This is a genomic window from Enterocloster aldenensis (assembly GCF_003434055.1).
GTDB classification, from domain to species: Bacteria; Bacillota; Clostridia; order Lachnospirales; family Lachnospiraceae; genus Enterocloster; species Enterocloster aldenensis.
The window spans coordinates 1,283,158-1,309,398 of the sequence record NZ_QVEX01000001.1; the positions used below are offsets into that span (position 1 = coordinate 1,283,158).

Below are 26,241 nucleotides of genomic sequence, written 5' to 3' on the forward strand. Positions count from 1 at the left end.
TTGCCATTATAATAAAATTGCACTTAAAAGTCAGTACAAATTCATGAAAATGTACAAATAAAACAAAAAGGAGTATATTATGGTAGGTATTGTGGGGTTAATCTGTGCTGTGGTGGCTGTTATTTTCCTGATTTGGAAAAACTGGCATATGGCCATCGTATCTTTAATCGGCGCACTCATTGTAATTGCATTTAATGGTATGGATCCTGTCTCAGCCATAACAGATAATTTCATGACAGGTATGAGCGGTTTTGCAGGCAGTTGGTTTTTATTGTTTATGCTTGGCTCAATCTTTGGTAAAATAATGGGGGAGAGCGGCGCATCCGTCGGCATCGCCAACAGCCTCTTAAAGCTCTTGGGTGAAAAGTCCGTTGTGTTGGTGGTCATGATTACCGGCCTGGTATTATCCTATGGCGGTATCGGTACATTCATCATTGCGTTTTCGGTTTATCCCATTGCAGTTGCCCTGTTCCAAAAAGCGGATATTCCAAAGAAACTGATTGTGGCAACCATCATGGTATGTCCTGTAACCGTATGCATGGCCATGCTTCCCGGTTCTCCTTCCACCCAGAATCTGCTGCCCACTACTTATTTTAACACAACGGCTTACGCAGGAGCCAGGATTGGTATTATCTGTTCCGTTCTGATGTTCCTTGGGGCCTACCTGTATCTGAACTGGCAGATTAAGGCCGCCAGGGCAAACGGAGAGCACTTCGCGGCAAGTCCCGGGGAAGACATCATGGATCTGCAGTCAGTGGAAATGGGAAAAACACCCCAAATATGGCAGTGTTACGTTCCCATTGCAGTGCTTCTTGCAGCCATGTTCGGGTTCCAGAAGCTGACCGCCATGCCTTCCACCTATGCCGTGGCCTGCGCCATGACCCTGGCCATTCTGATTGGATGTATTTTGTTCCGGGATAAACTGGACATCCGGTCTGCTGTCAATGACGGGGCGGCAGGCGGACTGGGAGCGCTGATTGCAACGTCCTCCATCATGGGTTTTGGCAGCGTGGTTTCTGCATCTCCGGCTTATGGGATTGTTACGGATGCCCTGGTCAACATGAACATAGGGCCTCTGGCAACCGCCCTTATTTCCATTAATGTGATTGCCGCCATCACCGGTTCATCGGCAGGCGGATTAAACATCTTCCTATCCAGCATGGGGGGATACCTGGCCTCCACCGGGCTGAACACGGCCATGCTGCACCGGGTGGTGTGCATTGCATCCTCAGGCTTTGACGCCATGCCCCATGCCTCCGGTATGGTGGTCTGTAACCAGATTGCAAAAACTTCCCAGAGGGATACATATAAGCATGTGTTCATCACCTGTGCAATCATGCCGTTCTGCTGCGCCATACTGGCCTGCATCATCGGCACTATGGGAATCATTTAGAGGTATAATATGAGAGCTGATTTTATAATTCGCGGCGGGCGGGTCATGGATCCGTATACAGGCGCAGATGAGATTAAGGATATTGTGGTCCGTAATACCAGAATCGCGGACCCGGAAGGGGAATATGTGGAATGCGGACATATCATCCATGCCGACGGCTGTATCGTTGCGCCGGGACTGATTGATTTCCATACCCACATATTCCATGAGGGAAGCGGTTCCGCCATAAGACCGGATTTCATGATATCCCAGGGAACAACTGCTGCCGTGGACGCAGGTACTGCGGGTACGGTTACGTACGAGTCATTTTATAAATCCGTAATCGCCCAATCCACAGTAAGGATTAAGGGTTTTCTGACCACATATTCCGGAGGGCAGCTGGATTTTAAGCTCTGTGAGGATTTTAACCCGGAACTCATCAACCTTGCCAGGATGGAGCGGGTGATTGACAAATACAGGGACAACATCCTGGGGCTTAAAATCCGTCTCTCCAAAGGCGTTGTGCCGGATGACAAGGCGCTGGATTATCTGAAACGTGTCATAGAACTGGCTGATGAACTGGATGAAAGGCTCGGGACATCCCTCAGGGTATGCGTACATACCACCAATTCCCCCATTCCTGCCAGCGAACTGGCAGACTGCCTGAGACCAGGGGATATCTTCTGCCACTGCTTCCAGGGGGCCGGCAATACCATTATCATGGAAAATGGGCAGATTTGGCCCGGCATACTGGAAGCACGGAAACGGGGGGTGATTTTTGACGCGGCCAATGGCCGTGGAAATTTTGGGGCTGCAACAGCCAAACAGGCCCTGAAGGCAGGATTCCTGCCTGATATCATCAGCACGGACCTGACCATTGATAAATTCAACATCCCTCCCTATACCAAAAACCTTCCATCTGTCATGGCAAAGTATATGACCATGGGCATGAATCTCATGGATGTGCTGAATACCGTAACCGCCGCGCCTGCAAAAATCATGGGAATGGAAGGCAAAATCGGTACGCTGCAGCCGGGAGCTGATGCAGATATTGTTATTTTGAAAGAAAAACAGCTTTCTTTTATCCAGAAGGATTTCAAGGATGAAGAACTGGTAAGCAATGCCCTGCTGGTACCGCAGCTGACAATGTGCGCAGGGGAAATCAATTTCTGCCAGGCGGATTTCTTCTTATGACTTTCTAGTGCTATGTGATATATCTAAAAAGGAGGACGGGATACAGATACCCCTGCCCTCCTTTTTAACTGACAGATATTCCTATAACGGGGCCTGGAGCAGCGCCGCATCTTCCTTCTGAAAAATCCCGGCTGCCTCACAAAGCCAGCACCTCTTCCCCGCTTGCCAGGCTTTCCAGTTTACCAAAATCCGTCACCACAAACAGCCCGTTGACCTTTTCCAGGATTCCCTCATCTGCAAACAGGGAGAATACATTGCTGACCGTGACCCTGCTGGTATTAATCATGCTGGACACATCCTGGTGCGTAAAACGTATGTCGATGCGGACAGCCCCCGTTTCCTCCTTTACGCCGTACTGATTACACAGATGGACAACCAGCTGCGCAACCCTCTGGACGGACTGGGTAAAGCTCAGTTCCAGGACCTGGTTAAATGAAATGCTGTTTTTACGGCACATCATCCCCATCACGGTCCGGGTCAGCTCCCAGTCAGCTTTCATCGCCGCCTCCAGTTCCACGTGAGGGATACAATAAACCTCCGTATCCACAATCGCCACCGCCGAGGTGCTGTGGGGATGTCCCAGGATGCAGGATGCCTCGCCTATGAGACATCCTTTTTCTGCAATATAAAACTGCTTTTCTTCCCCATCAATCTGATAAGAGGTGATACGGATCCGGCCTGAAAGGACAATGTATACGGCTTCCGCCGGATCGCCCTGATGGAATAAAAAAGCCTTTTTACGGAACATGACAGGTTTGCGGCCCTTAATCAGGGCATTCCAGCATGAAATATTCATATTAATCCAAGGGGATGTTTCTTCAGCCCAGGTCTTCTGCATATCGTTTCTCCTTTCGTTGATGGTTAAGTGTCTAAAAAATTCAAATTTAAATCAAATTATACTATGAACAGGACATAAAATCAAATTAAAGCGGAAATTTGTAAAGCGCTTTATAGAATTTGTCTAAAAAAAGGGCTAAGATTGGAACTACAAAAACAAAGTTCAGAACACAAAGCAGGAGGTGAGTCAAAAATCTGCATGGGCTGCAACCGATGGCAGATTACGCTGTTCTACAGCAAAACAAATCATATTAAACAAATCAGGAGGATTGTAACATGGGTGTTAATTGGGAACAGATACGTAAAGAGGAATGGCCGGTCCTGGAAACCATGACGTTTTTAGACGCTGCCTGCGTAAGCTTTGCGCCGCAGAGGACGGTCAGGGCCGTGAAGGCGTTTGCGGATATGACCGCCCGCCAGGATGAGGCCAATTCCAGTGCACATCATATTGCCATGGATTCCCTGCGGCACAAGGCCTATGTGGAGGCATGCAGGCTGTTAAACGCAGATGAAGAGGAAATCGCACTGGTGGAGAGCACGTCCCATGGTCTCAATATTGCCGCCCAGGGAATTGATCTGGCTAAAGGTGACAATATCATTACAACGAATCTGGAATTTATCCAGGTAGCGCTTCCATGGTGTGTGATGAGGGAAGAAAAGGGATTTGAGATCCGCGTATGCAAGACCCCGGACAGCCGCTTCACGGCAAAGGATTTTGCCGCCCTTGCAGATGAACACACGAAAATCATTGTCATCTCCACCCTGGAATGGTGTAACGGATGGCAGATGGATTTAAAAGATATCGGGGATTTCTGCAAAGAAAAGGGCATCATGCTGGTTGTGGATGCAGTGCAGCAGCTGGGCGTTACCAGAATCGATACAAAGGCATGCCACATTGATATCCTCACGGCAGGAGGCCATAAATGGCTGAACTCACCGTATGGGACCGGCGTGCTCTATGTCAACAAAGAGACCCTGCCAAAATTAAAACAGAGCTACGCAGGATATCTGAATACAACGGTCCCGGAAGGCGGCTGGGGCGCTTACTGGGAGAATCCCAGCGCGCCGTCCGTCAACAACTGGACCTTTGACCAGACGGCCCGCAAGTTTGAAATAGGCGGGACATCCAACTATACGGGCGCCATTGCACTTGGCGAGTCCCTGGGGCTTGTCAATGAAATCGGGATTGAGAACATAGAAGCGCGCATACGCGAGATCAGCACCTACTGCATGGACCGTATTGAGGAAATCGGAGGCACCCTCATCACCCACAGGGACCCCGGGCATTTTGGCGGAATCGTGATTGCAAGGCTGTATGACGACCTGGATGTGGACCGCATGATATTAAAGAAACTCCATGGGAAGAAAATCTTCATTGCACAGCGTTTCACCGACTATATCGGCGGTTTCCGCATTTCCTGCCAGTATTTCAACAACAAAGAGGATATTGATAACATGATTTCAGGAATGAAGGAACTGATTGCTGAAATCGGACGGGAACCAGATTATAAAAAGTAAACGGATAAATGAATACCGGATCTGGTAAATAAAAACAGATACGGTCAATGAAACAGAGTCACATACGCGTACCCCAGGCAGGGACGGACAGCTCAGGCTGTCCCGTCCCTGTTTTTATTCTGCTCCCAACTTACAAACATCGCCCGATTTTGTAAGTTAGTTTACAGAAAATCATCCGTGTGTTTGCTATAATAATCCTAATGGTTGCAGCCCATGAAATTATTTTATTGAATTTTGTTTTTCTGTCTTTCAGTTTTGGGGAACTTAGTGTTGTAATACTCAGCAATGAGATTACCAGAAGGGGGTAAGTTATGTTTACGAAGACAAATGAAGATAAAATACAGTTTCGGGGTGGAATGTTTGGTTTAGTGTCTCCATTTATTGTATTATTCATAGGCATCATACTGCTGTCTATTTCAGGAAAGGCCATGCCCATGGCGTTCTGGGCGCCTACACTGGCCGCGGTCCTGACAGCGCTTCTCATGTCTAAAAATGCAACCCAGTGCGCCGAAACCCTGATACAGGGAATGTCCTCAGAAATGGTCTCCATCATGTTGATGGCATGGTTCCTGGCAGGTATCGTGGCACAGCTCATGAAAGAGACAGGGCTGATCCAGGGTCTGATCTGGTTAAGCATCAATGCAGGCCTTAAGGGAAGGTTCTTCCCGTTAATAACCTTTATATGCGGAAGCCTGCTTTCCACTGCAACCGGCACGGCCCTGGGAACGGTGATTGCGCTGGCTCCCATCTTATATCCGGTGGGCGTTGCCCTGGGCGCCAATCCCCCGGTCATGGCAGCTGCCATTGTCAGTGCGGCTTACTTTGGCGATAACATCGCCCCTGTATCCGATACCACCATTGCTTCAGCCTACACCCAGGGAATCGATGTTTCGGACGTGGTCCGTTCCAGGTTAAAATACGCCCTGACCGCAGCGGCCATTGCCATGGTCCTGTTTGTCATCTTTGGAGGGATCGGAAGTTCCGGCGAGCCTGATTTATCCTTTATCGGCGACATTGCGCCAAACGGGCTTATCATGCTGCTGGTGCCGGCCCTGCTGATTGTTTTAATGTACCGCAACGTCCATCTGATTGTTGCCCTTATGACAGCCGGTTCCTTTGGAATCATCCTCGGCCTTGTCACAGGACTGCTTCCTCTGTCCAGGCTGTTAGTTGTTGATATGAATGAATTCGTGGTCAGCGGAATCCTGGTGGAAGGAATCCAGAGCCTTATTGATATTGCGGTATTCGCCATGCTGCTGATGGGACTTATCAATCTTTTAGACAAAGGCGGTTTCTTTGAGTGGATGATCAACGCCCTTTCCAAATATACAAAAGATGACCGCTCCTCTGAACTTGTAATTGCACTGATTGATATCATCCTCTGCCTGCTGACAGTGGCAAACAGCGTGGTTATCGTCATGGAAGGCCCCATTGCCAAGAAACTGCTGGTGGAAACCCATAACATCTCCCCTGATCGCAGCGCCAACATCCTGGATGCGGTGTCCTGTGTGTCCATGTGCCTGATTCCATATAGTTTTGCACCCCTCCTTACCTTTATGTTCGCCAATGGTTCAGGTGCGCCTGTTAATTTCTCAGTAAACTACATGGTCCTGTTTTCCTTCCACGGCTGGGCGCTGGGCGCCGTCATGCTGTTTTCCATCCTGACCGGCTGGGGACGTACCCATGGCCCGGTAAAGAAAAGGGCGGTTAAGGGGGATTGAGGATGAAGCTTGAGACAGGTCAGGCCTTTTACGGCCAGAAAGTCGGGATCCTTGTATTTTCCACAAAGACCCCAAGGATTCCGGGGGACGCAGGACACGGCGAATCCTTTCCATACCAGGTGCGGTATGAAATTGTAGAAGGCGGTTTTGCTGATTTGATTACCGGTTCTGCCGGGATAAAGGATGCTATACTTAAAGCAGGACAGAACCTGACCCGGCTGGGAATCCGGGCCATCATAGGAGACTGCGGCATGATGTCACTTTATCAGGATTGTCTTGGAAAAGAGCTGGGCGTGCTGTTTGCCGGCTCCTCCCTCTGCCTGATACCAACAGTATGGCAGCTGATCGGGCGCCATGGAACCATCGGCATCATTACCGGCCACTCCAAACTACTAGGCAGACAGCATCTGAAACATTCAGGATGGGATGAGGACATGGATATCTCCATACAGGGAATGGAGGACCAGAAGCATTTCCGTGAAATCGTCATTGAAGGCGGCCTGCACCTAAACAGGGAGGCAATGCTTAAGGATGTGCTGGAGGCCGGGAAAAAGCTGCGGGAAAAAACACCGGGGCTGCGGGCAGTCATATTTGAATGCAGCAACCTGGCCACCTATTCATCCGCACTTGCAGAAGAACTGGAGCTTCCGGTATTTGATACCATCTCCGCCGCCAACCTGTTGGAATACGGCGTCCATCCACCCAGGTACTGAACCAGAAACGGAGGAACCATGTATTGGATTGATTTAAGGAGCGATACGGTAACACAGCCCACCATGGCCATGCGGCAGGCCATGAAGGATGCCATTGTGGGGGATGATGTATATGGCGATGACCCAACCGTCAACCAGCTGGAAGCAATGGCTGCCCGGAGGATGGGCAAGGAAGCCGCGCTGTTTGTGGTATCCGGCACAATGGGCAACCAGCTTGCAGTCATGACGCATACCACGCCCGGGCAGGAAATCATTTCCAACAGGAACTGCCACATCATACATTATGAATGCGGCTCGCCCGCCAGGCTGTCCGGCGTGGGGTACGCGCTGACAGACCGTGACGACGGGACCGTGACAGCAGAAGATGTCATACGCTTAAAACGTCCGGAACACGATGCGCATTTCCCTGCAACAGGATTGGTATGTGTGGAAAATGCACTCTGCAACGGGACCGTTGTTCCCATGGACCTGCTCCGCCGCACCTGCGGCACAGCCCATGACAACCATATCCCGGTCCATCTGGACGGCGCCAGGATTTTCAACGCTGCCCTGGCCCTTGGGGTCGATGCCGCTGAAATTGCCGCCTGTGCGGATTCCGTCATGTTCTGTATCTCAAAAGGCCTGTGCGCCCCTGTTGGCTCACTGCTGTGCGGGACAAAAGAATTCATAGAAAAGGCGCGGGCAAACAGGAAAGCCCTGGGCGGCGGGATGCGCCAGGCCGGAGTCATAGCTGCCTGCGGGGTTGTGGCCCTTGAGGACATGGTGGAACGGCTTAAGGAAGACCATGATAACGCAAAATATCTGGGTGGACGTCTAAATGAAATACCCGGCATCTACGCGGACATGGACAGGATACAGATTAACATGGTATTCTGGAAAACAGATATAAAAGGATTCACTTCCCCTGGATTCGTGGATTTCATGGATAAAAAAGGCGCGAAGGTCTACGGGATACTTGCAGATGAATACCGCTTTGTCACAAGCCATGATACGCCGCGGCGTTCACTGGACCAGGTGGTTCAGTTAATCAGGGAGTATATCCATACCTTATGAATGTGATACTATAAAATGTAACTGCCGGTTAACGGATCTGCTATTTTTTTAAAGCAGATTGCTTAACCGGCAGTTATTGTTTTATTTCCTTAGAAAAGATTGGGGAACAGCGCCGTCGGTATTGCCAGGAACACATCCGAGAACACCATCATCAGCACCAGTACTGCCAGCGAAGATAAGAAGTAAGGAAGAACTCCCTTAAATGAATCCTCGATGCTGATCCCGCTGATGGAACCCGCCAAAAGCAGGCACAGGCCGTAAGGCGGCGTCACCAGCCCAAGGGCCAGGGTAACCACCACAATCAATCCAAGGATGATGGGGCTGATCCCAAGGGCTGCTGCAGACGGCAGGATAATCGGCACAAACAGGATCATGGCCGGTACCGCGTCCATAAAAGTTCCTACAAACATGAAGAACAGCACAACCACCACAAGGAATAACAGCTTTCCTCCGGGCATTCCCACAAAAAAACCCTGTACAGCTGCATTCAGCTGATAATAGCTCAGCAGTTCTCCCAATGCATTGGCTGTTGCCAGGGCAAACAGGGACAGGGAGGACAGCTTCATGGTCTCAACCAGGATGGCCGGAATCCGCCTGATCTTAATTGTCTTGTAGAAGAAAATGCCGATTATCAGCGCGTAGACACAGGCCACTGCCGCGGACTCCGTGGGGGTGAACCAGCCGGTCACGATACCTCCGATCAGGATTACAGGCGTCATCAGGGCGGGAAGGGAACTCCATACCTGGCCCAGGATTTCTCCTGTTGGGATGCGCTCACCCTTAGGGAAATTCTTTTTCTTGGAATAAAACATAACCACCCCCATCATGGCAAGCCCCAGCATGATCCCGGGAATCAGCCCGGTCATGAACAGGGCGCCTGTCCCCACATTGGCAATGCCTGCAAATACCACCATGGTGATACTGGGCGGTATGATGGAGCCCAGGGTGGAGGAGGCCGCTGTCACGCCTACCGCGGTCTGCTTGTCATATCCCTGCTTTTCCATGGCCGGAATCAGGATTTTTCCCACGCCGGCCGTATCTGCCTGTGAGGAGCCGGATATGCCCGCAAAAATCATGGACACAAGGATGTTGGCATGGGCCAGTCCGCCCCGCACATGGCCCACGCAGGCAGAGCATACGTCAATGAGCCGGTCTGAAATGGCGCCTTCATTCATCAGGTTGGCGGCCAGGATGAAAAGAGGGACCGCAAGCAGGGTAAAGCTGTTAAGGCCGTTAAACATTTTCGTAAACACAACACTGTTGGGAATGATTGGAAGCGCGGCAATCCCGGCAAAGGAAACAAATCCAAGTGCAAAGGAAATCGGTACTCCCAGCACCACAAATGCTATGAATATGACCACCAGTAATATCTGCATGATTTATTTTCCTCCTATCAATGATTTCACATCATCCACAATCTGCCCAGCCAGATAAAGGGCGGATGTGGCGCCGCACACAGGGATGCACAGCCATGTGGGACCTCTCTTAAAATCCGGTATGCTGACCCAGCGGTAATTCCAGAACTGCTTTGTGATCTTACAGCCGTACCAGAACATCAATACTGCAAATGTCAGCATCACAGCTGCAATCCCCAGGGAAATCACCCTCTTTACCCTGTCATTCTTCATCATGTCGCTGACAGACGTAAATGCGAAATGCCTCTTCTCATAAACCATGGCACCTGCCCCCATAAAGGCCGCCCATATAAACGCATACATGGAAACGTCCTCTGTCCAGATAGCCGCTATGCCTGCATAACGGCATCCCATCTGAATCACTACACTCATAAGGAATATACTCAAAAATACCCCTCCTGCTGCAATCTGCACCTTCTGCAGATAACCCAACATCTTACTCATGGTTCTTAACCCTCCTTGTCATGGCCTTTATTCAAAACATTCCAGCCAGCCTTTGCTACCTGTCCTGAAGCCGTTCTCCTTCATCCCGGATCATTGCCAGATAATCCTCCATATGGTTTTCAGCAGCAAACCTGTCCTGGATAGGGATGGCGATTGCCTTAAACGCATCAATATCCACGTCCGCGAAATCAGTGACCTGCGCCCCATCCTCCATGACCTTTTTCTTGGATTCCTCAAACATGTCATAGGTGACCCGGCGGTTTTCCTCAGTGGCAATGCGGCAGGCCTCGTCAAACCACCCCCTCTGCTCCTCGGTCAGCGCATTGTAGAACTGGCCCGTGGTAAGGAAAAGCCTGGTTGTATAGTCATGATGGGTCTCGCTTATGTATCTGCCGTTCTCTGTCTTGTGGTGTTCTTTTAAGCGGAAACTGGTATAATCGTTTTCAGCGGAATCCACCACGCCCTGGCTTAAGGCCTGGTAAAGCTCGCCCCAGGCAACAGAGGTGGGGATGGCGCCGCAGCTTTTAAAGAATTCCTGGACAACGGGCGTGCTCTGGGTACGGATGGTCATGCCCTTTAAGTCGCCTGGGGCCGTGACTGCCTTCTTTCCATAGTAATCCCTGACCGAGCTGGTCCAATAGCCCATGATACGGAAACGGTCATCGGTCTTCTCTGCCAGAAGACGGTTCATATCCTGGCCGAACCGGCCGTCCACACATGCCTCCCAGTGGTCAAAGCTGTCAAACAGGTAAAGAAGGGAGAACATGTCGATTTCCTTAACCCCCAGAAGCGTCATGAAACCAGGGGATGCCACGGTCAGATGGACGGCTCCCATTTCCAGCTTTTCCACCAGCTCGGATTCATTTTCACCTAACGTGCCATGGTGGAGGGTTGCGGTGGCCCTTCCCCCCGACACCTCCTCCAGCGCTTCTTTAAACCGGATTGCAGCCTTTGTGTAGGGGTTCTCCATCGAAGTCTGGTTGTGGGCAACAATGATATTCAATTCAGGCTTTGGCTTTCCATCCTCTGATGCCGGTGAGGACGAGCAGCCAGTAAATGCCATGACCATCATGGCCGCTGCCAGCAGTAATGCTAATTTCCTTTTCATATCCATACCTTCCCTTCTCCATGCGTGATTACATAACGGATGCGGTTTCCGCTTATGGCCATTACATTGCCAGTACCTGCTCCCACTTCTCCTCAATGACCGGTATTCCGTTTGCCAGGTTATCCTGGATGGACAGGGATTCCGGCTCACCTGGGTAAAGTACCTTCCCGCCCTCAACCGCCGGTTCAGAGGACTGGATATCCGCAACAATCCGGTCCACAATCCCATCTGTCAGTTCTACGCCATTGGCCTTTGCCGGATCAATGGCAATCATGATCTGCGTCAACCCAACCTCATCGCCAAATGTTCCAATCTGCTGCACGGAATTGCCGTTGGTCAGCACAGTGGCAATCAGATCCAGCGCAATGGAAATCCCGCTTCCTTTCCAGTAACCCATGGGAAGCACCCTCCAGGTCTTTTCAATCTCAGCCGGGTCCGTGGTCAGGTTTCCATTGGTGTCGTATCCCCCTGGCACGGGAAGCTGGACTCCCTTTAACCTGCAGTCCTCAATCTTGCCATAGGAAAACTGGGAAACAGCACAGTCAATCACGACATGCTGCCCATTGCTCCTTGGAACCGCGAAAATGATTGGATTGTTGCCGATTTTCCGGTCCCTGCCGCCCCATGCAGGCATGTTGGGACATGTATTGGACCAGCAGATTCCGATGCATCCCTTATCCGCTGCCTGGAAGCCATAGCTTCCGCCCCTCATCCAGTGGTTGTTATTGCCAAGTGCAACCAGGCCGATTCCATACTCCTTAGCCAGTTCACACGCCCTGTCCATTGCCAGCCTGGCATTCAGCGGTCCAAACCCCCTGTGGCCATTCCACCGCTCAAATGCCCCCATCTGCAGTTCGCATTCAGCTACAATATCCGGGTCAATCTCCCCTTTGTCCAGATATTCCACCACTCTTGGGAAACGGTTCAGGCCGTGGGAGTAAACACCTGCAAGGCTGTTCTGTGCGAAAATCACAGCCGCGGCCTCTGCCCTGTCCTCAGTAAACCCTTTCTTTACAAGAACCCTCTTAAATTCATTTACCATTGTCTCATAGGGAACCCTCTTCATCTTCATATCCTCCTGATTTTATGATTTTGTGACTGCCTTTTATTATTGCAATCGATTGCTAAAATGTTCTTAATAATAGGGCCTGCCTCCTGATGGTTATACATGCCCTGTGGTTGTTATACTTGTTTACTGTTGGCTGCATATTGTTTATTATCTAATATTGGTTGATTATTGTCTATTGTCCATGGTTATTGCATGTTGCTTATTGCTTATTGATAATTGCTTATTACTCATTACCTATTGCTCACTGCTCACTGCTCACCGCTCATTACCTGTTGCCTGTTGCTTACCACTCACTAATCACTGCTCATTGCCTATTGCCTATTGCCCACTACTCACTACTTATTTCCTATTTCCTATTGCTATTACTTATTTTCCATTGTTCACTGCCTACTAATCATTTCTCATACCAAATACCCATGATACCGATATTCATTATAAGTTTATACTCAAATGATATTGACAAAATATCTGTCACGAAGCACTCAGCCGTATTCCTGCAGCGCCAAATGTACCCTATGGCCCTTTGTATCTGTTCCAGGCAGTCATCCCCAAATTCCCCGGCCCGAACTGCCTTAATATTATGTATTCCTTCTCTCTTTTCCGTCAAATCAAAATTCTCTATTAGTTTTGCAATCGATTGCTATTCATGTATTAATGATAGCATATGCCTTTACTGATTTCAAGTGCCTTTTCATCGTCTAATTTTACGTATTTTGTTGGGAATTTTTGTGCAATATTACTTTATTGGATGGTTTACGGTTATTTCAGGCATTTCTTCTTATAAATAAATTGCAATCGATATTCATTGATTGCATATGTTTACCCGGCACCCTGATTGATACATTTATCCCCTATATGTATTTGGGGTATAGGGCAATGTAGATAATTAATGGCTTATATACCATCGTTTATATCTAACCGCCCACATCCCATCGACCACATCCCACCGCCCATATCCCATGACTCACATCCCATCACCCATATTCCATGACTCACATCCTACCGCCCATATACCACGGTCCATAATCAGATTCCAGCTATTTTGCCATAGAAAAAAACAGGAGCAGCGCTGTCAGCACGCATACCCCTGTCCATTCCCCATGATTCCTGAATTGCCAGCCATTTCGCTTCTGTCTTCATCCGTGGTTCCCATTTACGTCCGCTACTCCATCTCGGGTCCGCAGTTTCATCTCCAATCCGCTATTCCGTCTCCGGTCCGCAGTTCCATCTCCAATCCGCTGCTCCGTCTCCGGTCCGCAGTTCTATCTCCAATCCGTTACGCCATCTCCGGTCCGCAGTTCCATCTCCAATCCGTTACGCCGTCTCCGGTCCGCAGTTCTATCTCCAATCCGCTATTCCGTCTCCGGTCCGCTACTCCATCTCCATTCCCCATCTCCTGCATATGCCCCGGCCTGCGCATCATGTGCTCTCACGCTCCACAATACGTGAAAACAACATAATCCGGTCAGGATTCTCCCTTCCCTCCAGACTGTCAAGAAGAATCCTGGCTGCTTCCAGGCTCATTTCCACCAGACGGTTATTAAGGGAGGTAAGCTTAGGGTAGCAGATATCACAATACTTGGAATTATCCACGCCCATGACCGCCACCCGTCCAGGCACCGCTATCTTCCTGTCATGCAGGACGCGGATTGCACTGACCGCGGATAAGTCTTCCCCGAAGATAACTCCCTCCACATCCGGATGTTCCTCCAGGATCCGCTCCATCATGGCATACCCGTCTTCAAGGGTGGTAGGGCATTCATAAAGCCACATCCCCTCCCTTTCCCATCCTTTTTTTTCCATTGCCTGTATGAATCCCTGCTGTTTGGAAAGGTTGCTTGGGGTATGGTTTGGCAGGACGAATGCCAGCTTTTCATGGCCCTTGGAGTGGAGCATTTCCACGCAGCGCCCCACTCCCTCCCTCTCGTCCACCAATACCCCCTTTACATTGGGGAGGTCCAGGTAGCCATTGGTAATCACCACCGGAACCTTTGAAAGGCCGCTCTCCACAGCCCGCTTTACTGCATCGCATTGAAAGGTGGACCCCACCAGTATGACCCCGTCCACACGTCTCTGCTCCAGCACCTTCACAGCATCCACTTTCTTGTCATCCGTAAGCCCTGTGTTGAGGATCAGGCTGCAGTATCCATGCTTTCCCATCTCCTCTTCAATATAATAGGCAATATCCACATGATGTGCATACCGGATATCCGCAATCAGTATCCCTATCATCCGGCTGGCCTTGTTCACAAGTCCCCTTGCAGTCTCGTTGGGGCTATAGTCGTATTGTTCCAGCAAGGCCAGTATCTGCTTCCTGGTTTCCTCCTTAATCCCCGGCTTATTGTTCACAACCCGTGAAACCGTGCTGGCAGAAACCCCGGCCATCCTGGCTATATCGTATATGGTCATACTTCCCTGCCCCTTCCATGCAGCAATATTTTGCAATCGATTTTATACTAAAAATATTGTAGCATGAGGGCTGTTTTCCTGCAAGTGTAAAGTTGGGAGCGGGTTTCCTGCCAAATCCGGCGCTGATTTGGGCCTGATGCCGTCCCGCCTTATGACTTATCTGCCTGAATCCAATGGCTGGCACACAGGGCAATAGTACACAGTCCCGCCCAGATAAGCCTCCTTCACAACCTCCTGTCCGCAGACAGGGCATCCCCTGCCCAGTGTGTTCCTGGACATAAGCGTCCTGTATCCTCCTGCATTGCCCAGCAGGTCCTTTTCCGTGTCGCGGCCGCCCTGTTCCGTCATGTCTGCCATCACATCCTTGATTGCATGAAAAACCTTATCCCCGTCCCGGTCAGACCAATCTTCCAGTTTCTTCCTGGGATTCAACCCGGCCCGGAACAGGATATCCTGCAGGCATCCGTTACCCAATCCCGGAATCCTCTGTTCTGTGGCAAGGAACGCCTTTGCGCTGGCCGACGGCTTCACGCCGCTTATCAGTCCCTGAAAATATTCCCTGTCAAACAGACTGCTCAGAGGCGAAACGCTTTCCCGGCTTTTAACATAGTATTCGTTATCATAATTCCCGCTGTGACATATAATCCCGCCATACATGGACACGGAAAACACCAGGGTATATCCGTCCGTAAAATCCACCATTAGCTGGTATCTGGCAGGCCGCCTGTCCTTTGGTCCCATCAGCCGCACGCTGACCCCATCGTTAAACGCCAGGCGCACCCCATCCTCTAATTCAAGTTCAGCATATATCCCAAAGGCCCCGGCCCCGCATACACGCCTGCCGGCCATGTGTTCATGATAACAAGCCGGTTCCCCATTGAACCAGCAGAATTTATGGGGCGAGGACGGCCCAAGAACCTTATCCACTACTTTGCCCACAGTAAATTCCTCCAGTTCACGCTTATAAGTCAATGCCTCCGGTAACTCAATCATGCTGCAGCCTCCTTTTTCCACCTGTACTGTCTTGCTCTCCCACAATGCAGGGCACGCACCTGACAGAACGGATTCCTTAAACACGTCCCAAAAATATCATAGCCTTTTAATCATGACATAATTGATAAGGACCACTCCCCTGCGCTCCACCTGCTGCTCCTTTACCACATGATATCCTCTTTTCTCAAAAAAGGGTCTGGCTGTAATGGACGCATGGGTTGTGACCACAAGTTCCCCTTTTCCCTTTCCCTGCCCGCGTATCCATTGCTCCATGCGTCCGCACAGGGCGGAGGCAATCCCTTTTCCCTGATAATCCCTGTGCACGTAAAGCCGGTCCAGATACCCATCCGCGCTCATGTCACCGAATCCGGTTATCCGGCCCTCTGCCTGTGCAATCACGGTAAAATGTTCCTCAAAGGACCGGTTCCATGTTTCCATATCCACCAAACCGCAGGCCCAGGCATCCAGCTGTTCTTTTGTATAGTCCCGGCAGTTAACACCGTGCACCGTATTGTAAAACAATTCCGCCAGTTCCCTGCAGTCCCCGGATTGATATCTCCTTATAAACACAACTTCCCTCACCCCCTCATATCCGCCCTCTCAAAGGCAGCGCCGCAGACACCGCCGGATCCATTTCCTCTATTTTTTCTTTCTCATCCGCACCCCAATCATTTCCTTTACATCCTCCAATGTCTCCTTATCCCTTACTTCTATCATGAGCCATCTTCCCCCATTAAAAGGAACCGTCTTTTCATACAGTCCCTGCAGATAAGGCGAGCATCCCTTCATTACTAATTCCGCCTCAGCCGCCTCCTTGGCGCCAATGGAAACCATGCAGATAAAATACCCCTTATCCGGGTAAAGAGTGCAGATGGCCCTGGAACCCTTCTTATACTTTACATTCCAGCCTGTCTGCATGGAACATCTGCTGTATTCAATACTGGGCGATGTGACGTATGTCTTTTGCAGATAACTGCACAACTGCTCCCAATACGGGCTATCTACAAATTCCCGGATCTGCTTCATATCCGGCTGGCAATGCGCCGGATAAGTTTCATGCCAAACCATATCCAATTCCCCACTTTCATCTGTTTTACCAATCTTATCAGAGCAAAGATGACATCTGTGTGTCATTATTGTGTGCTGTTTCTGTATGCCTTTTCTATATGCTGTTTCTGTATACTGCTTCTGCATACCGTTTCTGTATACCGTTTCTTTATGCTACTTTTGTATACCAATATGTGTACCAGCATAACAGACAGCATCGGCCTCAGCCGCCACCCCCTTCATCCGCCTGCCAGAAGCAGTGTATCTCATGCTGGGTAAGTCCGTCCACGAAATCCCGTTTTAATACCAGGAATTGTTCTAATTCCAGCAGGACCTGGAACAGGACCGCCCTGGCCTCAAATTCCTCCCTGGTCACAGGCAGGGGCTGGAGCCTCATCTGCTGCTTTACATCTTCCAGCTCCTCCAACAGTCCGCGGGCATTATTATATTCATGGAAGGAACTGCTGACCGACATAAAAAGCCTGGCCAGATACCGCGCCTGCTTTGGAAATGAATCAGGCCATTCCAGGTACGTCTGAATCCTGCGCAGGATCAACAGCTGGTTTTTCCGAAGCCCCATATAGGCCAGATAGTATTTCGTCTCTGCCAGCAGCCGGTTTTCCATTTCCTTATACGCATCCTCTTCCCCCTGTGTCAGCATTTCCTTCAGATTGGAAAATACGGTTTCAGTTTGTAATTCCGGAAGTCTGCTGCCACACGGTCCATCCCCATTCAGGATATCGCCCATATGAGCCAGGACACACCTAAACTGCGACTCAATCTGGTGCTGCTTCTGCCGTATTACCCCGGTCCTTCCGGGCATATACAGGTTCATCCCAACCCCCACCCCGGTTCCAACCAGCAGCAACAATGCCTCATTTATGATATTGCCTGCCGACACCGCGCCTTCGGTCAGGAAATGGGTCATAAGCACCGTACTCACCGATATTCCCTCCTGCACGTTCAGCAATGTGCACACCGGGGTAAAAACCAGAAGGAATGCGCCTACCGCAATGGGACGATATCCCAGCCAGTAAAAGCACACCGGCGCCAGCAAAAGGGCCACAAGGAAGGCCGCCATGCGCTTTGCCATTACGCGGATTGTCTCCCGTTTCGTGTCATGTATGCTTAAAAGGGTAATCACTGCGGCCGAAGCAGCGTAATTCAGCCCCAGCCATTCCGCAGCCGCCATGGCCAGAAGGCTTCCTCCTGCAATTTTTATGATTTTCAATCCATTTAAACCACGGTTCATCCATAAATCCTTTCAGCTTACCATGTCCGGTCCTTATAATTCCTTTTATCTGGAAATCATGCTCACAACGGAAACGTTGTATTTACAACGCTTACCCAATATCAGTATCAATCCAGCATTTCCAGGGTTTCCAGGAAAACATGATTCAGTTCTTCCCAGCCGTCCATCCTGTCATCACCAAGGGCGGATGCAGCAGCCTTCTGCCGTTCCAGTTCCTGTTCAATGAACTCCTGGATAACCGGAATCCGCTTTCCCCTTTGGCTTTCGCCGCTTCTCTTCTTTATCTCCAGAAGCTCCTCAATACCCGCCCGTAAATCCACCGGCATTTCCATTTTCATCAGGTCATCAAACAGCACCGGGGGCGGACAGCGGTGTTCCAGTATATAACGCCCGGCCAGCAATGGCCTCAGCGCATAAAAATACTTTTTGTATCTGACAAGATCCTCCTGAAGGAACTGGCTAAACGTATTCCCAGCCGTACCGCAGTAATGGTGGATTGCTGCTTTTACCGAAAAACATGGTGACGCGGCATCGTGGATCCTGCTCCAGGTATCTGTTGTCTTATATACCACAGGTGAATTCCCCCATTCAAACAAAGTGGCATTTCCCCTGTGAAAATGCTTCAGGGTTTTCCTCAAATCCCATCCATTGATGTCCAGCACTTCATCCATCTGCCATTCTATCACATCCCTCGGCTCATCCAGGCGCAGATAATCTTCCATGGTCCTTACGTATATGAACCGGACATCATAATCGCTGTCCGGTGAAGCAAATCCCCATGCGCGGCTCCCGGATTCCACTGCGTGGAGTATTGTCACATGTTCCTGTTCTTCAATCTCCTTTAATTTCATCTGAATTTCATCAATGATTCCCATCATCAGTAATCCCCCTCTATGGCCTTCCTGTTCACATATTCAACAAATGCCTCCACCTTTTCCATATCCGGATTATCGGGAAGGGTTGTATTCTTTGTTGCCATTTCAAGCCGTTCCTCATAGTCCCTCAGTATGTCATAGAACTCACTGTCAAAGGTCCCGTCTTCCTTCTGGAATCCTCCGGCCCGTATCCTGAGCAGCAGATTGAGGTCAGACTTCCGGTTTGTACGGATTTCCCCTTTTTCCAGGATATCCACTGCCATCATGAACAGCCGTATAAGATGCATGGCGTGTTTGTTCAGATGGTTATCATCCTTCTTTTTGTTGCGCTTGCCGATCTTATCATAATCCTTTACAACGCTGTGCATGATGGACCACATATTTTCATAATCCCGAAGAGGCATGTGCCTGTAATGGGCGTCCACAAATATCTCTGTCTCCAGCAGCGGGTTCTCCGCCTTATCAATATAGAGACGGATACTGCCCTTATCAAAATCAGCAAACCGCCGCTCAAAATCCTCCAATGCATGTTTCACCGAGTTAAAAATATGGCGTTCCCGCTCTGTCTGCGGCATGGAGTCCCTGGCAATGGCATTCTGCAGGCGCCGCAGCTGGGCGCTTGCATACCCGCCAAAGGACTTGGCGGCGCGTTTGGACAGGAACAGGTTCCTGTTGTCCAGAAGTTCCTGTCCAAGCCTTGACTTAATCAGGTACTGGTCATGGTCAAGGCCCAGGATTTCACATGTATTGGGGTTGCATTCCAGAAGCAGCTTCACCATTTTATTAAATGAATAGATAACCGTGTCCGTACCGCTGTCCTCATACTGCTCAAAATCCGTCAGCCCAATCAGGTCTGAGGGCATGTTCAGGGTAATTCCCCTGAAATCAATGTCACTGTTTTCGTTATTCGTCCCATAGGCATAGCTTCCGCCCAGCCCAAGGAGCATGATCCGTCTGCCCAGCCTTGGCTCGGTCCTCAGAAAGCCGTACTGCGGGGTGGTCATAAGGTGTTTGAAGTCCGGATAATATGCCAACTGCTTGTCCTCCCTGTTTTTGGTCAACTTGAAAAGGAATCACTTCCGCTTCCATTATAACGTAACCATCCCCATATTAAAAGAAAAAGAAGAGTCATCATGACTCCTCTGTTTCTTTTGCCCCGTACTTATCAATATCTTTTTTCTGCCTCATTGTATTAGGCCCCAGGAATTCGCCGTCCGTCCAATGGTTGTTAAATGTCTCAACCTCCCTGGCCCGGGCCTCCAATTCCTTTGTGGATTCCTGCTCTCCCTGCTTCATTGTCATCACCTCAGTGATAGTATGGCCGCCAGCCCGGCATGGTATGCAGGACAATCCGGTACAAACCCTATAATTTTAAAAAATAATACAAGCTTATTTCTTCAATGGATATACCCATATATGGATTGTCAAAAACTTTCCTTACATCCTTCACTACCCTGATATATGTTTTGTGGAACTCCGCCTCACTTTCCACCTCCACGGGGTTCCATACGGACGTGTATTCCGCAGTGGGCCCTTTGAGGTCGCAGCCCCTGCGGTCGCCGCAGATCATATATGACATGGCCAGTCTTGCACTTATGTAAATCCCGGTCTCAAGGTAAATCCTGTCCGCCACATCCTCCCATGTCTTGATTAAGACATCCTCCGTAAATTTCTCCGGTCCCAGACCTGCAAATATAACGATGTATCGCTTTGTCAACATCTATATCAGCCTTTTTTATTTAGTATATTGGAATCTGCCCTGCATTATACCGGGAAGGCCGGGCCATACAAGTAACTTGCCGGTTAATTTCCTTCATAACGGAGGATTATGACATCGGTTCCCTCCTTTTTCGACACCTCATGGCTTTTTATGATTCTAAAGCCTGTGCGGAAGGTCAGCTGGTCCACATGCTCTTTATTATGTGTATACAAAATCAGGATGGAACCCTTTTTCAAAAAGTCAGGGATTATCTGGAAAAACCGTTTGTAGATATCATAAACCGCATCGTCCGTAAGCCGCCCAATCTTAAACGGCATATTTGTAATCACTTCATCAAAGAGATAGTCATGGGTAAACTGGAAGAAATCCCGATTAATAAAGTGGATGACCTGCCGTGCCGCCTCTGCATTTTCCCGGGCCTTCAATATGGCCTCTTCCTGGATATCGATTCCGTATGAGGAATTGGCCCTGACTGCTTTATGGCGTTCAATCAGCATGGTTCCCACTCCGCAAAAAGGATCCAGGACCTGCGCATCCTCTTTCATGTATTCCTTTGAAAGCGCTGCGGTCAGCGCTGCATTAACCGGTTTTATACTGGTAGGCATCACATCCCTGCGGTAAGAAAACCGTGTATCCTTCAGGGTATACAGCTTTACCATGATATTGCAGTTCCCCAGCTTATTTTCAATCAACCGCAGTTCAAATTCATAGTTTTCCGTTGTGTTTATCAATTTTCTGTCTGATAATATCTCAATCTTAGAAGCCACCTTTTTCAGGAACACACTTTTCTGGCCCAAATCCTTCTTACTCTTTAACTCCAGCCGGAAATGATACGGCGGATTCCCTTCATGACTTTTTGACAGGAAGATCAGCAGCGGCGAGTCAACAACCGTGCGGGCAATCTTGTCCGGATCCATTTCACTGGTTTCCATGCCCCTTACCACAAACAGCAGTTCCTGATAGGTACGGATGCCCTTAATCCAGTTAAGATTCGTAACCCTTGCCATGACGCCTGCTCCCATAAGCTTTATTTTTGCCTTTGGTTCCAGCTCCATCAGTTCATTGCCAACCAGTTCCCGGTAATTTCGGTTGGTAATCAAAAAGATATCATAGGCTTTATCCCAGCCAATAAATTTGTGGGCAGAAACCCCTTCTATATGGACAATCAGAAACGACAGCTTCCTCATCTCTTCCATAAGATGCTTTTGGTTCTCTTCTGTCACCTCTTCCTTTTCCAGCGCAGCCAGCTGCTCCTTTATGGCGTCCATATACTCCCTGTAATCAAAGTTGCCTATGGCTGACAAATAAGAACTCTTAACAAACCTCTGCCCATCCTCCTGATAGGCCTTCCAGATAGGCGCCAAAAAAGACGGATTCCTTAAATCCCCCATAAGCAGCGCCGCATTCTTTCTGGTTTTGGCATCTTCTGACCGCAGTAAATCGATGAGGACCGTCTCCTCCCCTTCCAAAAGGGCTGAAAGCTTCCTCCGCTCCCCATTATCCTTTATTACCTGTCTGATTTTACTGAGATTCTGTCTTACTTCCTGTCCATTCTGGATCTGTTCCCATAATTCCTGTATCATAGTTCTCCTTGTGTTTATTATATTTATAGTTGCCGCTGTTATTGCTTTCCATATTTAATCATCCGTGGAAGAGTCATGAAACAAATATTCCTCCTGCAAGACACATAAATAAGTATGCATGATTTATATTATAGCGCATCTTTTCCCTTAATAGAAGAAAAAGAAGAGACAATCTGATTCCTTTGCCCTTCTTTTCCGGATTTATGATTATTTAATCTTTTTCTTTGGATGAAACCTTGTAGGGAAACTATATTCGGGTGGACTATATTTGGGGAGTCTGTGTCCGGGGAGCAGGTGTTCCAGAACCCTATATCCGTATCCGGAACATCCCATGCTTATTGCAATAGGCATAAATAAATCCATGCCCCTTTTTCCGAAAACGTACAGAAACATCCTGTTCCGGGTACAATTTAGCTATCTCCAAAGAGCCTGCCGTCACATACGCAACAAAGGAAACATAATGTTCCTTGCCCATCTGGTGATCCATTGTCACGAAGTGCTCATCATCCACGGTCTCAACACAAATCAGATGGTCCTCCCCACTTGGTTCCGGTTCCTGCTTTGGCAGCGTAATCCCACAGCAGGAAAAACTCCCCTGTCCCACAGCGGTAACGATATTGCCGCAGATAGGACAGACATAAAAATATACTCTTTGCATGTTGGCGGACCGGTTTTCATTTATCCTCAGGTCCCCGGTCAACAATTCCGCAATCGACACACCAAGCGCCCGCGCCAGTTCGTCAATCATACTGATATCCGGCAGCCCTTTATCCGTTTCCCATTTAGAAATAGTCTTATCGCTTACATGGATGATTTCTGCAAGCTCTTTCTGGGTAAGCTTCCTTTTTTCCCTTAATATCCTGATTGTGCCGCCTGTTACATATCCCATAATAAATACCTCTTTTCGTTATTATGAGTATATTGTATTTCCTAATGTGGTTTTGCTCAACCTACGGTCCGTAGAATCGAATCCGGCCAGACAATCCACTTATCCGTTCCTCCGTATTTTTTCCATGGATTTCCCCTTTGCCAGTTCATCAACCAGCTTGTCCAAATACCGTATTTCCTGCATGAGCGGGTCCTCTATATCCTCTACTCGTATTCCGCATATAAGGCCCTTAATCAATTTCCTGTTTGGATTCAATTCCGGGGCATTTTCAAAAAATTCTTTGTAATTGACGGATTCATTTACTGCTTTCACTATGTCTTCCCCGCTGTAACCGGTAAGCCAGGAAATAACTGCACTTACCTCATCTACGGTCCTTCCCTTTTTCACTGCTTTATTTACTAAAAGAGAATATATTTTTGCAAAGCTCATACGATAGACTTTTTCATTTTCCATTGTTTAAATCTCCCATAATGAATTCCCTCCACATTATGTTCCACCACATTACGTTCCACCACATTCCGGGCAGGTATATCGTTCTTTTTACCGTACCAGGGATACATATCTTCCCTGTTCTTTTACCCTGTTCTTTTACTCTATTGCTATTTCCACTCAATCCAGCATGATAGTATTATAACTTTTTCCCTCCGTTTTAATCTGCTTAAAGAGATATTCAGGCCATCAAAATAATATGTAATCTGCCGCTCCGCCAAGCGACCATTCATCGTGCAGTTCCTACAATGCCCTGGATTTCCCTGGTCGGTTTTAAACAACCTGCATATGGCTTTTATGACAGCAATATCTATAACAGCAATATCTATAACAGTAATGTGTATAACAGCAATGTCTATAACAAACCGGGCAGTTAATCCCGCAAAAGGATATATCTGGCAGGTCCTGTCTTTTCCGGCATCTTCATTTTCAATCACTCCTCTAACATATTACAGTTCAGAAACCAGTAATATTTTCATTGAAAATGATAGACCATGATATACTCTTCCTCATTTTCATCAACAATTTCAAATCCTACTTTCTTATACATCCCTACCGCATAATTTGCTTTTTGTACTGCAAGTGAGGTTTGTTCATATCCTCTTTGTTTTAATAAACAGAGCATTTCTTTCATTAAAGCAGTTCCTATCCCTAGTCCCCGGTATTCTTTATACAAGGAAATAGCAAACGAAGGGGTTGCATCATTTACATGTCCATAATCATTCATAATACGGACCCAGACAGCTCCGACCACCTTCGAATCAACTTCTGCCACCAAACCTATATCATCTTTTTTCTCCCCAAAATCCGTTAAATACACCTGCAATTCAGGCTGCTTCGTGATTGATTCCGGCGGGGCGGCCATGCCTTCAGGCACAAATATAGCTTCATACAAGAAATGTTCAAGCAGGCCATATTCTTCTTGTAATATTTCTCTGATTATATAGTCCATGGATACCTCCGGTTTATGAAAGTATATTTATCAATCGGCTTTCATTCCACACATATCAGTACCTCCTTCTTATCGGCCTCCAATGAATTGCATACTATCTTACGCGATAAATATATCGGATTTCACGCACATCTTTTCCTCCGATGTTATCATATAAATAGTCATCAGTTCCCGAAAATCCTTCTTTTTCATAAAATCTTCTTGCCCTCAGGTTTTCCTCAAGTACCCACAAATAAATATTTCTATAACCCATTTTCATCAATTCGGCAACCACTGACTGAAAAAGAACCTTACCAACACCTCTGCCCATATAATCCGGTAGTAAGTAAATGGAAATAATTTCTCCCCATCCACTAAATTGATTTAACCGTGATTCACAAAAACTACTTGTGCCCACAATGTTTCCATTGTCAACGCAAACCAGCGTACTCCAATTGGGGTTTTCTAAATTTGTAACCCAACGGCCCTCTGGAATCGACTCAAGATAATCCTGTGGAATTATACCTTTATATGTATATTTCCAACTTTCTTCATATATCCTACTGATTGCAGTCCTGTCATCCGTAGGTATAATATACCGGATTTCCACTTTGTCCACCTCTGCAGCTTTCTATATTTTCTCTATAGCCAGTTTACTGCACTTAGGATAAAACGTCCATAATTAGGATACCGTTGCTTTACCAACTGCTTATTTATGAGTGACACTTCCGTTTGGCTGCGGTATCTGATTTTCTATCTATAACGTCTTGACTGTTGGCTTAGTTGTAAATTATCCTATTGCAATATTATGTATACTTTGTTTTTGGCTTCTGAAAGAATTCTTTTAATTTGCTCATAAAATTGTTGTTCCATGGCTTCTCCTTTTATGAAACTCCATCTTTATGCATTGTATAAGACATGATAAACCTTCTAAAAATAAATCGCATAATGGAAACAATCTTCTTTATTTTCCAAAAACATACAATTATATTCCTCTTTTTTTAACCTATAGGACTATATAGGAGTTTTTGATAAGCCAAGGAGTAAGTCTTCTTGTAACAATTGTCATAGTATAACTCTTACATTCTTGATATATTCGCTTCGTTTTATCTCTCCATTTATATTCCTTCACCTCTAACAGGCTATTAGCGATTGATTATTTTTAATATTTTAAGGAATTGGATATAATATACTCCAGTTAATATCAGGATTTAAAAAATTTTCTGAAAGTGTTTCATCAATCTCAGATAACCACGCACAAAAAAAATCTTGCCGGATTAAAGGATACAACATTTTCAATATTTTCTGTCCATGGCAATCTGGATAATTTATCTTTAAACTTCCCTAAAGTTTCACTTTTTCATCTCATCCCTTATCTTCTAAATAGGCATTCATCCACGCTGAATTAACACTTTCATATATTGCTTCTGTTGTAGGAAGGCCAAACAGCAAAATTCTTAGTACGGCATGAGTCTGTTCCAATTGCTTTTTCAAGTCATGCTCCAACAGGCTCTGGTTCATTACAATAATATATAAATCCTTCTAATGTTGTCATTTTCTATCTCTTCATAAACATCATGTCAATTTTCTGATACAGTAAAAATTTATC

Annotated in this window: 26 protein-coding genes; 6 read left to right on the plus strand and 20 right to left on the minus strand. The window is 47.8% G+C overall.

What is annotated here, in order from left to right:
• The first annotated feature begins 79 nt into the window (after window positions 1-79).
• Entirely contained in the window at window positions 80-1,393 is a 1,314-nt protein-coding gene (locus tag DWX59_RS06020) for a GntP family permease (RefSeq protein ID WP_117556987.1), read from the plus strand.
• 45 nt (window positions 1,394-1,438) lie between these two features.
• Window positions 1,439-2,566, plus strand: coding sequence for an amidohydrolase family protein (locus DWX59_RS06025; protein WP_227115791.1), 1,128 nt, complete (start codon window positions 1,439-1,441; stop codon window positions 2,564-2,566).
• Window positions 2,567-2,702: 136 nt separating this feature from the next.
• On the opposite strand, the gene DWX59_RS06030 is transcribed toward DWX59_RS06025, so the two are convergent.
• Window positions 2,703-3,362 (minus strand): Crp/Fnr family transcriptional regulator, encoded by a 660-nt coding sequence (locus DWX59_RS06030; protein WP_207660399.1) that lies wholly within the window; start codon window positions 3,360-3,362, stop codon window positions 2,703-2,705.
• Window positions 3,363-3,679: 317 nt separating this feature from the next.
• Here DWX59_RS06030 and DWX59_RS06035 point away from each other — a divergent pair, with 317 nt between their 5' ends.
• From DWX59_RS06035 to DWX59_RS06050, 4 genes are all read left to right on the plus strand, one after another.
• Window positions 3,680-4,921 (plus strand): aminotransferase class V-fold PLP-dependent enzyme, encoded by a 1,242-nt coding sequence (locus tag DWX59_RS06035; protein WP_117556993.1) that lies wholly within the window; start codon window positions 3,680-3,682, stop codon window positions 4,919-4,921.
• Between the two features lie 311 nt (window positions 4,922-5,232).
• The gene (locus DWX59_RS06040; protein ID WP_117556995.1) at window positions 5,233-6,642 is read left to right on the plus strand and encodes a Na+/H+ antiporter NhaC family protein; all 1,410 of its coding nucleotides are present in this window, start codon (window positions 5,233-5,235) and stop codon (window positions 6,640-6,642) included.
• A gap of 2 nt (window positions 6,643-6,644) precedes the next feature.
• Window positions 6,645-7,355 carry an aspartate/glutamate racemase family protein gene (locus DWX59_RS06045; protein WP_117556997.1) on the plus strand — a complete coding sequence of 237 codons (711 nt, stop codon included), beginning with the start codon at window positions 6,645-6,647 and terminating at the stop codon, window positions 7,353-7,355.
• Between the two features lie 18 nt (window positions 7,356-7,373).
• Window positions 7,374-8,408 (plus strand): threonine aldolase family protein, encoded by a 1,035-nt coding sequence (locus DWX59_RS06050; RefSeq protein WP_117556999.1) that lies wholly within the window; start codon window positions 7,374-7,376, stop codon window positions 8,406-8,408.
• Window positions 8,409-8,497: 89 nt separating this feature from the next.
• On the opposite strand, the gene DWX59_RS06055 is transcribed toward DWX59_RS06050, so the two are convergent.
• From DWX59_RS06055 to DWX59_RS06140, 19 genes are all read right to left on the minus strand, one after another.
• Window positions 8,498-9,784 (minus strand): TRAP transporter large permease, encoded by a 1,287-nt coding sequence (locus tag DWX59_RS06055; protein WP_117557001.1) that lies wholly within the window; start codon window positions 9,782-9,784, stop codon window positions 8,498-8,500.
• Window positions 9,785-9,787: 3 nt separating this feature from the next.
• Window positions 9,788-10,267 carry a TRAP transporter small permease gene (locus DWX59_RS06060; RefSeq protein ID WP_117557003.1) on the minus strand — a complete coding sequence of 160 codons (480 nt, stop codon included), beginning with the start codon at window positions 10,265-10,267 and terminating at the stop codon, window positions 9,788-9,790.
• Window positions 10,268-10,322: 55 nt separating this feature from the next.
• On the minus strand, window positions 10,323-11,375 hold the full coding sequence (locus DWX59_RS06065; RefSeq protein ID WP_117557304.1) for a TRAP transporter substrate-binding protein: 1,053 nt from the start codon (window positions 11,373-11,375) through the stop codon (window positions 10,323-10,325).
• 61 nt (window positions 11,376-11,436) lie between these two features.
• The gene (gene yiaK / locus DWX59_RS06070) at window positions 11,437-12,447 is read right to left on the minus strand and encodes a 3-dehydro-L-gulonate 2-dehydrogenase (protein WP_202048808.1); all 1,011 of its coding nucleotides are present in this window, start codon (window positions 12,445-12,447) and stop codon (window positions 11,437-11,439) included.
• Between the two features lie 1,416 nt (window positions 12,448-13,863).
• Window positions 13,864-14,853: a LacI family DNA-binding transcriptional regulator gene (locus tag DWX59_RS06080; protein ID WP_117557009.1), complete on the minus strand. Its 990-nt coding sequence runs from the start codon at window positions 14,851-14,853 to the stop codon at window positions 13,864-13,866.
• Window positions 14,854-15,009: 156 nt separating this feature from the next.
• Window positions 15,010-15,846, minus strand: a complete 837-nt coding sequence (locus DWX59_RS06085; protein WP_117557011.1) for an endonuclease VIII — start codon at window positions 15,844-15,846, stop codon at window positions 15,010-15,012.
• Window positions 15,847-15,942: 96 nt separating this feature from the next.
• Entirely contained in the window at window positions 15,943-16,416 is a 474-nt protein-coding gene (locus DWX59_RS06090) for a GNAT family N-acetyltransferase (RefSeq protein WP_117557013.1), read from the minus strand.
• 69 nt (window positions 16,417-16,485) lie between these two features.
• Window positions 16,486-16,872 carry a DUF3788 domain-containing protein gene (locus DWX59_RS06095; protein WP_330665944.1) on the minus strand — a complete coding sequence of 129 codons (387 nt, stop codon included), beginning with the start codon at window positions 16,870-16,872 and terminating at the stop codon, window positions 16,486-16,488.
• 244 nt (window positions 16,873-17,116) lie between these two features.
• Window positions 17,117-18,145 carry an aromatic acid exporter family protein gene (locus tag DWX59_RS06100; RefSeq protein WP_117557017.1) on the minus strand — a complete coding sequence of 343 codons (1,029 nt, stop codon included), beginning with the start codon at window positions 18,143-18,145 and terminating at the stop codon, window positions 17,117-17,119.
• Window positions 18,146-18,252: 107 nt separating this feature from the next.
• Window positions 18,253-19,023, minus strand: coding sequence for a nucleotidyltransferase domain-containing protein (locus tag DWX59_RS06105; protein WP_166460169.1), 771 nt, complete (start codon window positions 19,021-19,023; stop codon window positions 18,253-18,255).
• The gene (locus DWX59_RS06110) at window positions 19,023-20,024 is read right to left on the minus strand and encodes a nucleotidyltransferase domain-containing protein (RefSeq protein ID WP_117557305.1); all 1,002 of its coding nucleotides are present in this window, start codon (window positions 20,022-20,024) and stop codon (window positions 19,023-19,025) included. Before DWX59_RS06110 ends, DWX59_RS06105 begins: the two co-directional genes overlap by 1 nt.
• 127 nt (window positions 20,025-20,151) lie before the next feature.
• A complete protein-coding gene (locus DWX59_RS28640; RefSeq protein ID WP_165642315.1) occupies window positions 20,152-20,322 on the minus strand; it encodes a hypothetical protein in 171 nt (56 codons plus the stop codon).
• A gap of 61 nt (window positions 20,323-20,383) precedes the next feature.
• A complete protein-coding gene (locus DWX59_RS06115) occupies window positions 20,384-20,740 on the minus strand; it encodes a hypothetical protein (protein ID WP_117557021.1) in 357 nt (118 codons plus the stop codon).
• 83 nt (window positions 20,741-20,823) lie between these two features.
• Window positions 20,824-22,323, minus strand: a complete 1,500-nt coding sequence (locus DWX59_RS06120; RefSeq protein WP_117557022.1) for a methyltransferase domain-containing protein — start codon at window positions 22,321-22,323, stop codon at window positions 20,824-20,826.
• 307 nt (window positions 22,324-22,630) lie between these two features.
• On the minus strand, window positions 22,631-23,212 hold the full coding sequence (locus tag DWX59_RS06125) for a helix-turn-helix domain-containing protein (RefSeq protein WP_117557024.1): 582 nt from the start codon (window positions 23,210-23,212) through the stop codon (window positions 22,631-22,633).
• Window positions 23,213-23,311: 99 nt separating this feature from the next.
• Window positions 23,312-23,665 carry a DUF2200 domain-containing protein gene (locus DWX59_RS06130; RefSeq protein WP_117557026.1) on the minus strand — a complete coding sequence of 118 codons (354 nt, stop codon included), beginning with the start codon at window positions 23,663-23,665 and terminating at the stop codon, window positions 23,312-23,314.
• A 146-nt stretch (window positions 23,666-23,811) separates the two neighbouring features.
• The gene (locus DWX59_RS28530) at window positions 23,812-24,138 is read right to left on the minus strand and encodes a hypothetical protein (RefSeq protein ID WP_147325766.1); all 327 of its coding nucleotides are present in this window, start codon (window positions 24,136-24,138) and stop codon (window positions 23,812-23,814) included.
• 38 nt (window positions 24,139-24,176) lie between these two features.
• The gene (locus tag DWX59_RS06135) at window positions 24,177-24,653 is read right to left on the minus strand and encodes a GNAT family N-acetyltransferase (RefSeq protein WP_117557028.1); all 477 of its coding nucleotides are present in this window, start codon (window positions 24,651-24,653) and stop codon (window positions 24,177-24,179) included.
• A gap of 94 nt (window positions 24,654-24,747) precedes the next feature.
• Window positions 24,748-25,251, minus strand: a complete 504-nt coding sequence (locus tag DWX59_RS06140) for a GNAT family N-acetyltransferase (RefSeq protein ID WP_235844923.1) — start codon at window positions 25,249-25,251, stop codon at window positions 24,748-24,750.
• Window positions 25,252-26,241: the final 990 nt, after the last annotated feature.

What these genes read in the sequence shown, in the direction of transcription:
- DWX59_RS06020 (WP_117556987.1), top strand. Translation starts at nt 80, where the DNA reads ATGGTAGGTATTGTGGGGTTAATCTGTGCTGTGGTGGCTGTTATTTTC.
- DWX59_RS06025 (WP_227115791.1), top strand. Translation starts at nt 1,439, where the DNA reads ATGGATCCGTATACAGGCGCAGATGAGATTAAGGATATTGTGGTCCGT.
- DWX59_RS06030 (WP_207660399.1), bottom strand. Translation starts at nt 3,362, where the DNA reads ATGAATATTTCATGCTGGAATGCCCTGATTAAGGGCCGCAAACCTGTC.
- DWX59_RS06035 (WP_117556993.1), top strand. Translation starts at nt 3,680, where the DNA reads ATGGGTGTTAATTGGGAACAGATACGTAAAGAGGAATGGCCGGTCCTG.
- DWX59_RS06040 (WP_117556995.1), top strand. Translation starts at nt 5,233, where the DNA reads ATGTTTACGAAGACAAATGAAGATAAAATACAGTTTCGGGGTGGAATG.
- DWX59_RS06045 (WP_117556997.1), top strand. Translation starts at nt 6,645, where the DNA reads ATGAAGCTTGAGACAGGTCAGGCCTTTTACGGCCAGAAAGTCGGGATC.
- DWX59_RS06050 (WP_117556999.1), top strand. Translation starts at nt 7,374, where the DNA reads ATGTATTGGATTGATTTAAGGAGCGATACGGTAACACAGCCCACCATG.
- DWX59_RS06055 (WP_117557001.1), bottom strand. Translation starts at nt 9,784, where the DNA reads ATGCAGATATTACTGGTGGTCATATTCATAGCATTTGTGGTGCTGGGA.
- DWX59_RS06060 (WP_117557003.1), bottom strand. Translation starts at nt 10,267, where the DNA reads ATGAGTAAGATGTTGGGTTATCTGCAGAAGGTGCAGATTGCAGCAGGA.
- DWX59_RS06065 (WP_117557304.1), bottom strand. Translation starts at nt 11,375, where the DNA reads ATGAAAAGGAAATTAGCATTACTGCTGGCAGCGGCCATGATGGTCATG.
- yiaK (WP_202048808.1), bottom strand. Translation starts at nt 12,447, where the DNA reads ATGAAGATGAAGAGGGTTCCCTATGAGACAATGGTAAATGAATTTAAG.
- DWX59_RS06080 (WP_117557009.1), bottom strand. Translation starts at nt 14,853, where the DNA reads ATGACCATATACGATATAGCCAGGATGGCCGGGGTTTCTGCCAGCACG.
- DWX59_RS06085 (WP_117557011.1), bottom strand. Translation starts at nt 15,846, where the DNA reads ATGATTGAGTTACCGGAGGCATTGACTTATAAGCGTGAACTGGAGGAA.
- DWX59_RS06095 (WP_330665944.1), bottom strand. Translation starts at nt 16,872, where the DNA reads ATGAAGCAGATCCGGGAATTTGTAGATAGCCCGTATTGGGAGCAGTTG.
- DWX59_RS06100 (WP_117557017.1), bottom strand. Translation starts at nt 18,145, where the DNA reads ATGAACCGTGGTTTAAATGGATTGAAAATCATAAAAATTGCAGGAGGA.
- DWX59_RS06105 (WP_166460169.1), bottom strand. Translation starts at nt 19,023, where the DNA reads ATGATGGGAATCATTGATGAAATTCAGATGAAATTAAAGGAGATTGAA.
- DWX59_RS06110 (WP_117557305.1), bottom strand. Translation starts at nt 20,024, where the DNA reads ATGACCACCCCGCAGTACGGCTTTCTGAGGACCGAGCCAAGGCTGGGC.
- DWX59_RS28640 (WP_165642315.1), bottom strand. Translation starts at nt 20,322, where the DNA reads ATGACAATGAAGCAGGGAGAGCAGGAATCCACAAAGGAATTGGAGGCC.
- DWX59_RS06115 (WP_117557021.1), bottom strand. Translation starts at nt 20,740, where the DNA reads ATGTTGACAAAGCGATACATCGTTATATTTGCAGGTCTGGGACCGGAG.
- DWX59_RS06120 (WP_117557022.1), bottom strand. Translation starts at nt 22,323, where the DNA reads ATGATACAGGAATTATGGGAACAGATCCAGAATGGACAGGAAGTAAGA.
- DWX59_RS06125 (WP_117557024.1), bottom strand. Translation starts at nt 23,212, where the DNA reads ATGGGATATGTAACAGGCGGCACAATCAGGATATTAAGGGAAAAAAGG.
- DWX59_RS06130 (WP_117557026.1), bottom strand. Translation starts at nt 23,665, where the DNA reads ATGGAAAATGAAAAAGTCTATCGTATGAGCTTTGCAAAAATATATTCT.
- DWX59_RS06135 (WP_117557028.1), bottom strand. Translation starts at nt 24,653, where the DNA reads ATGGACTATATAATCAGAGAAATATTACAAGAAGAATATGGCCTGCTT.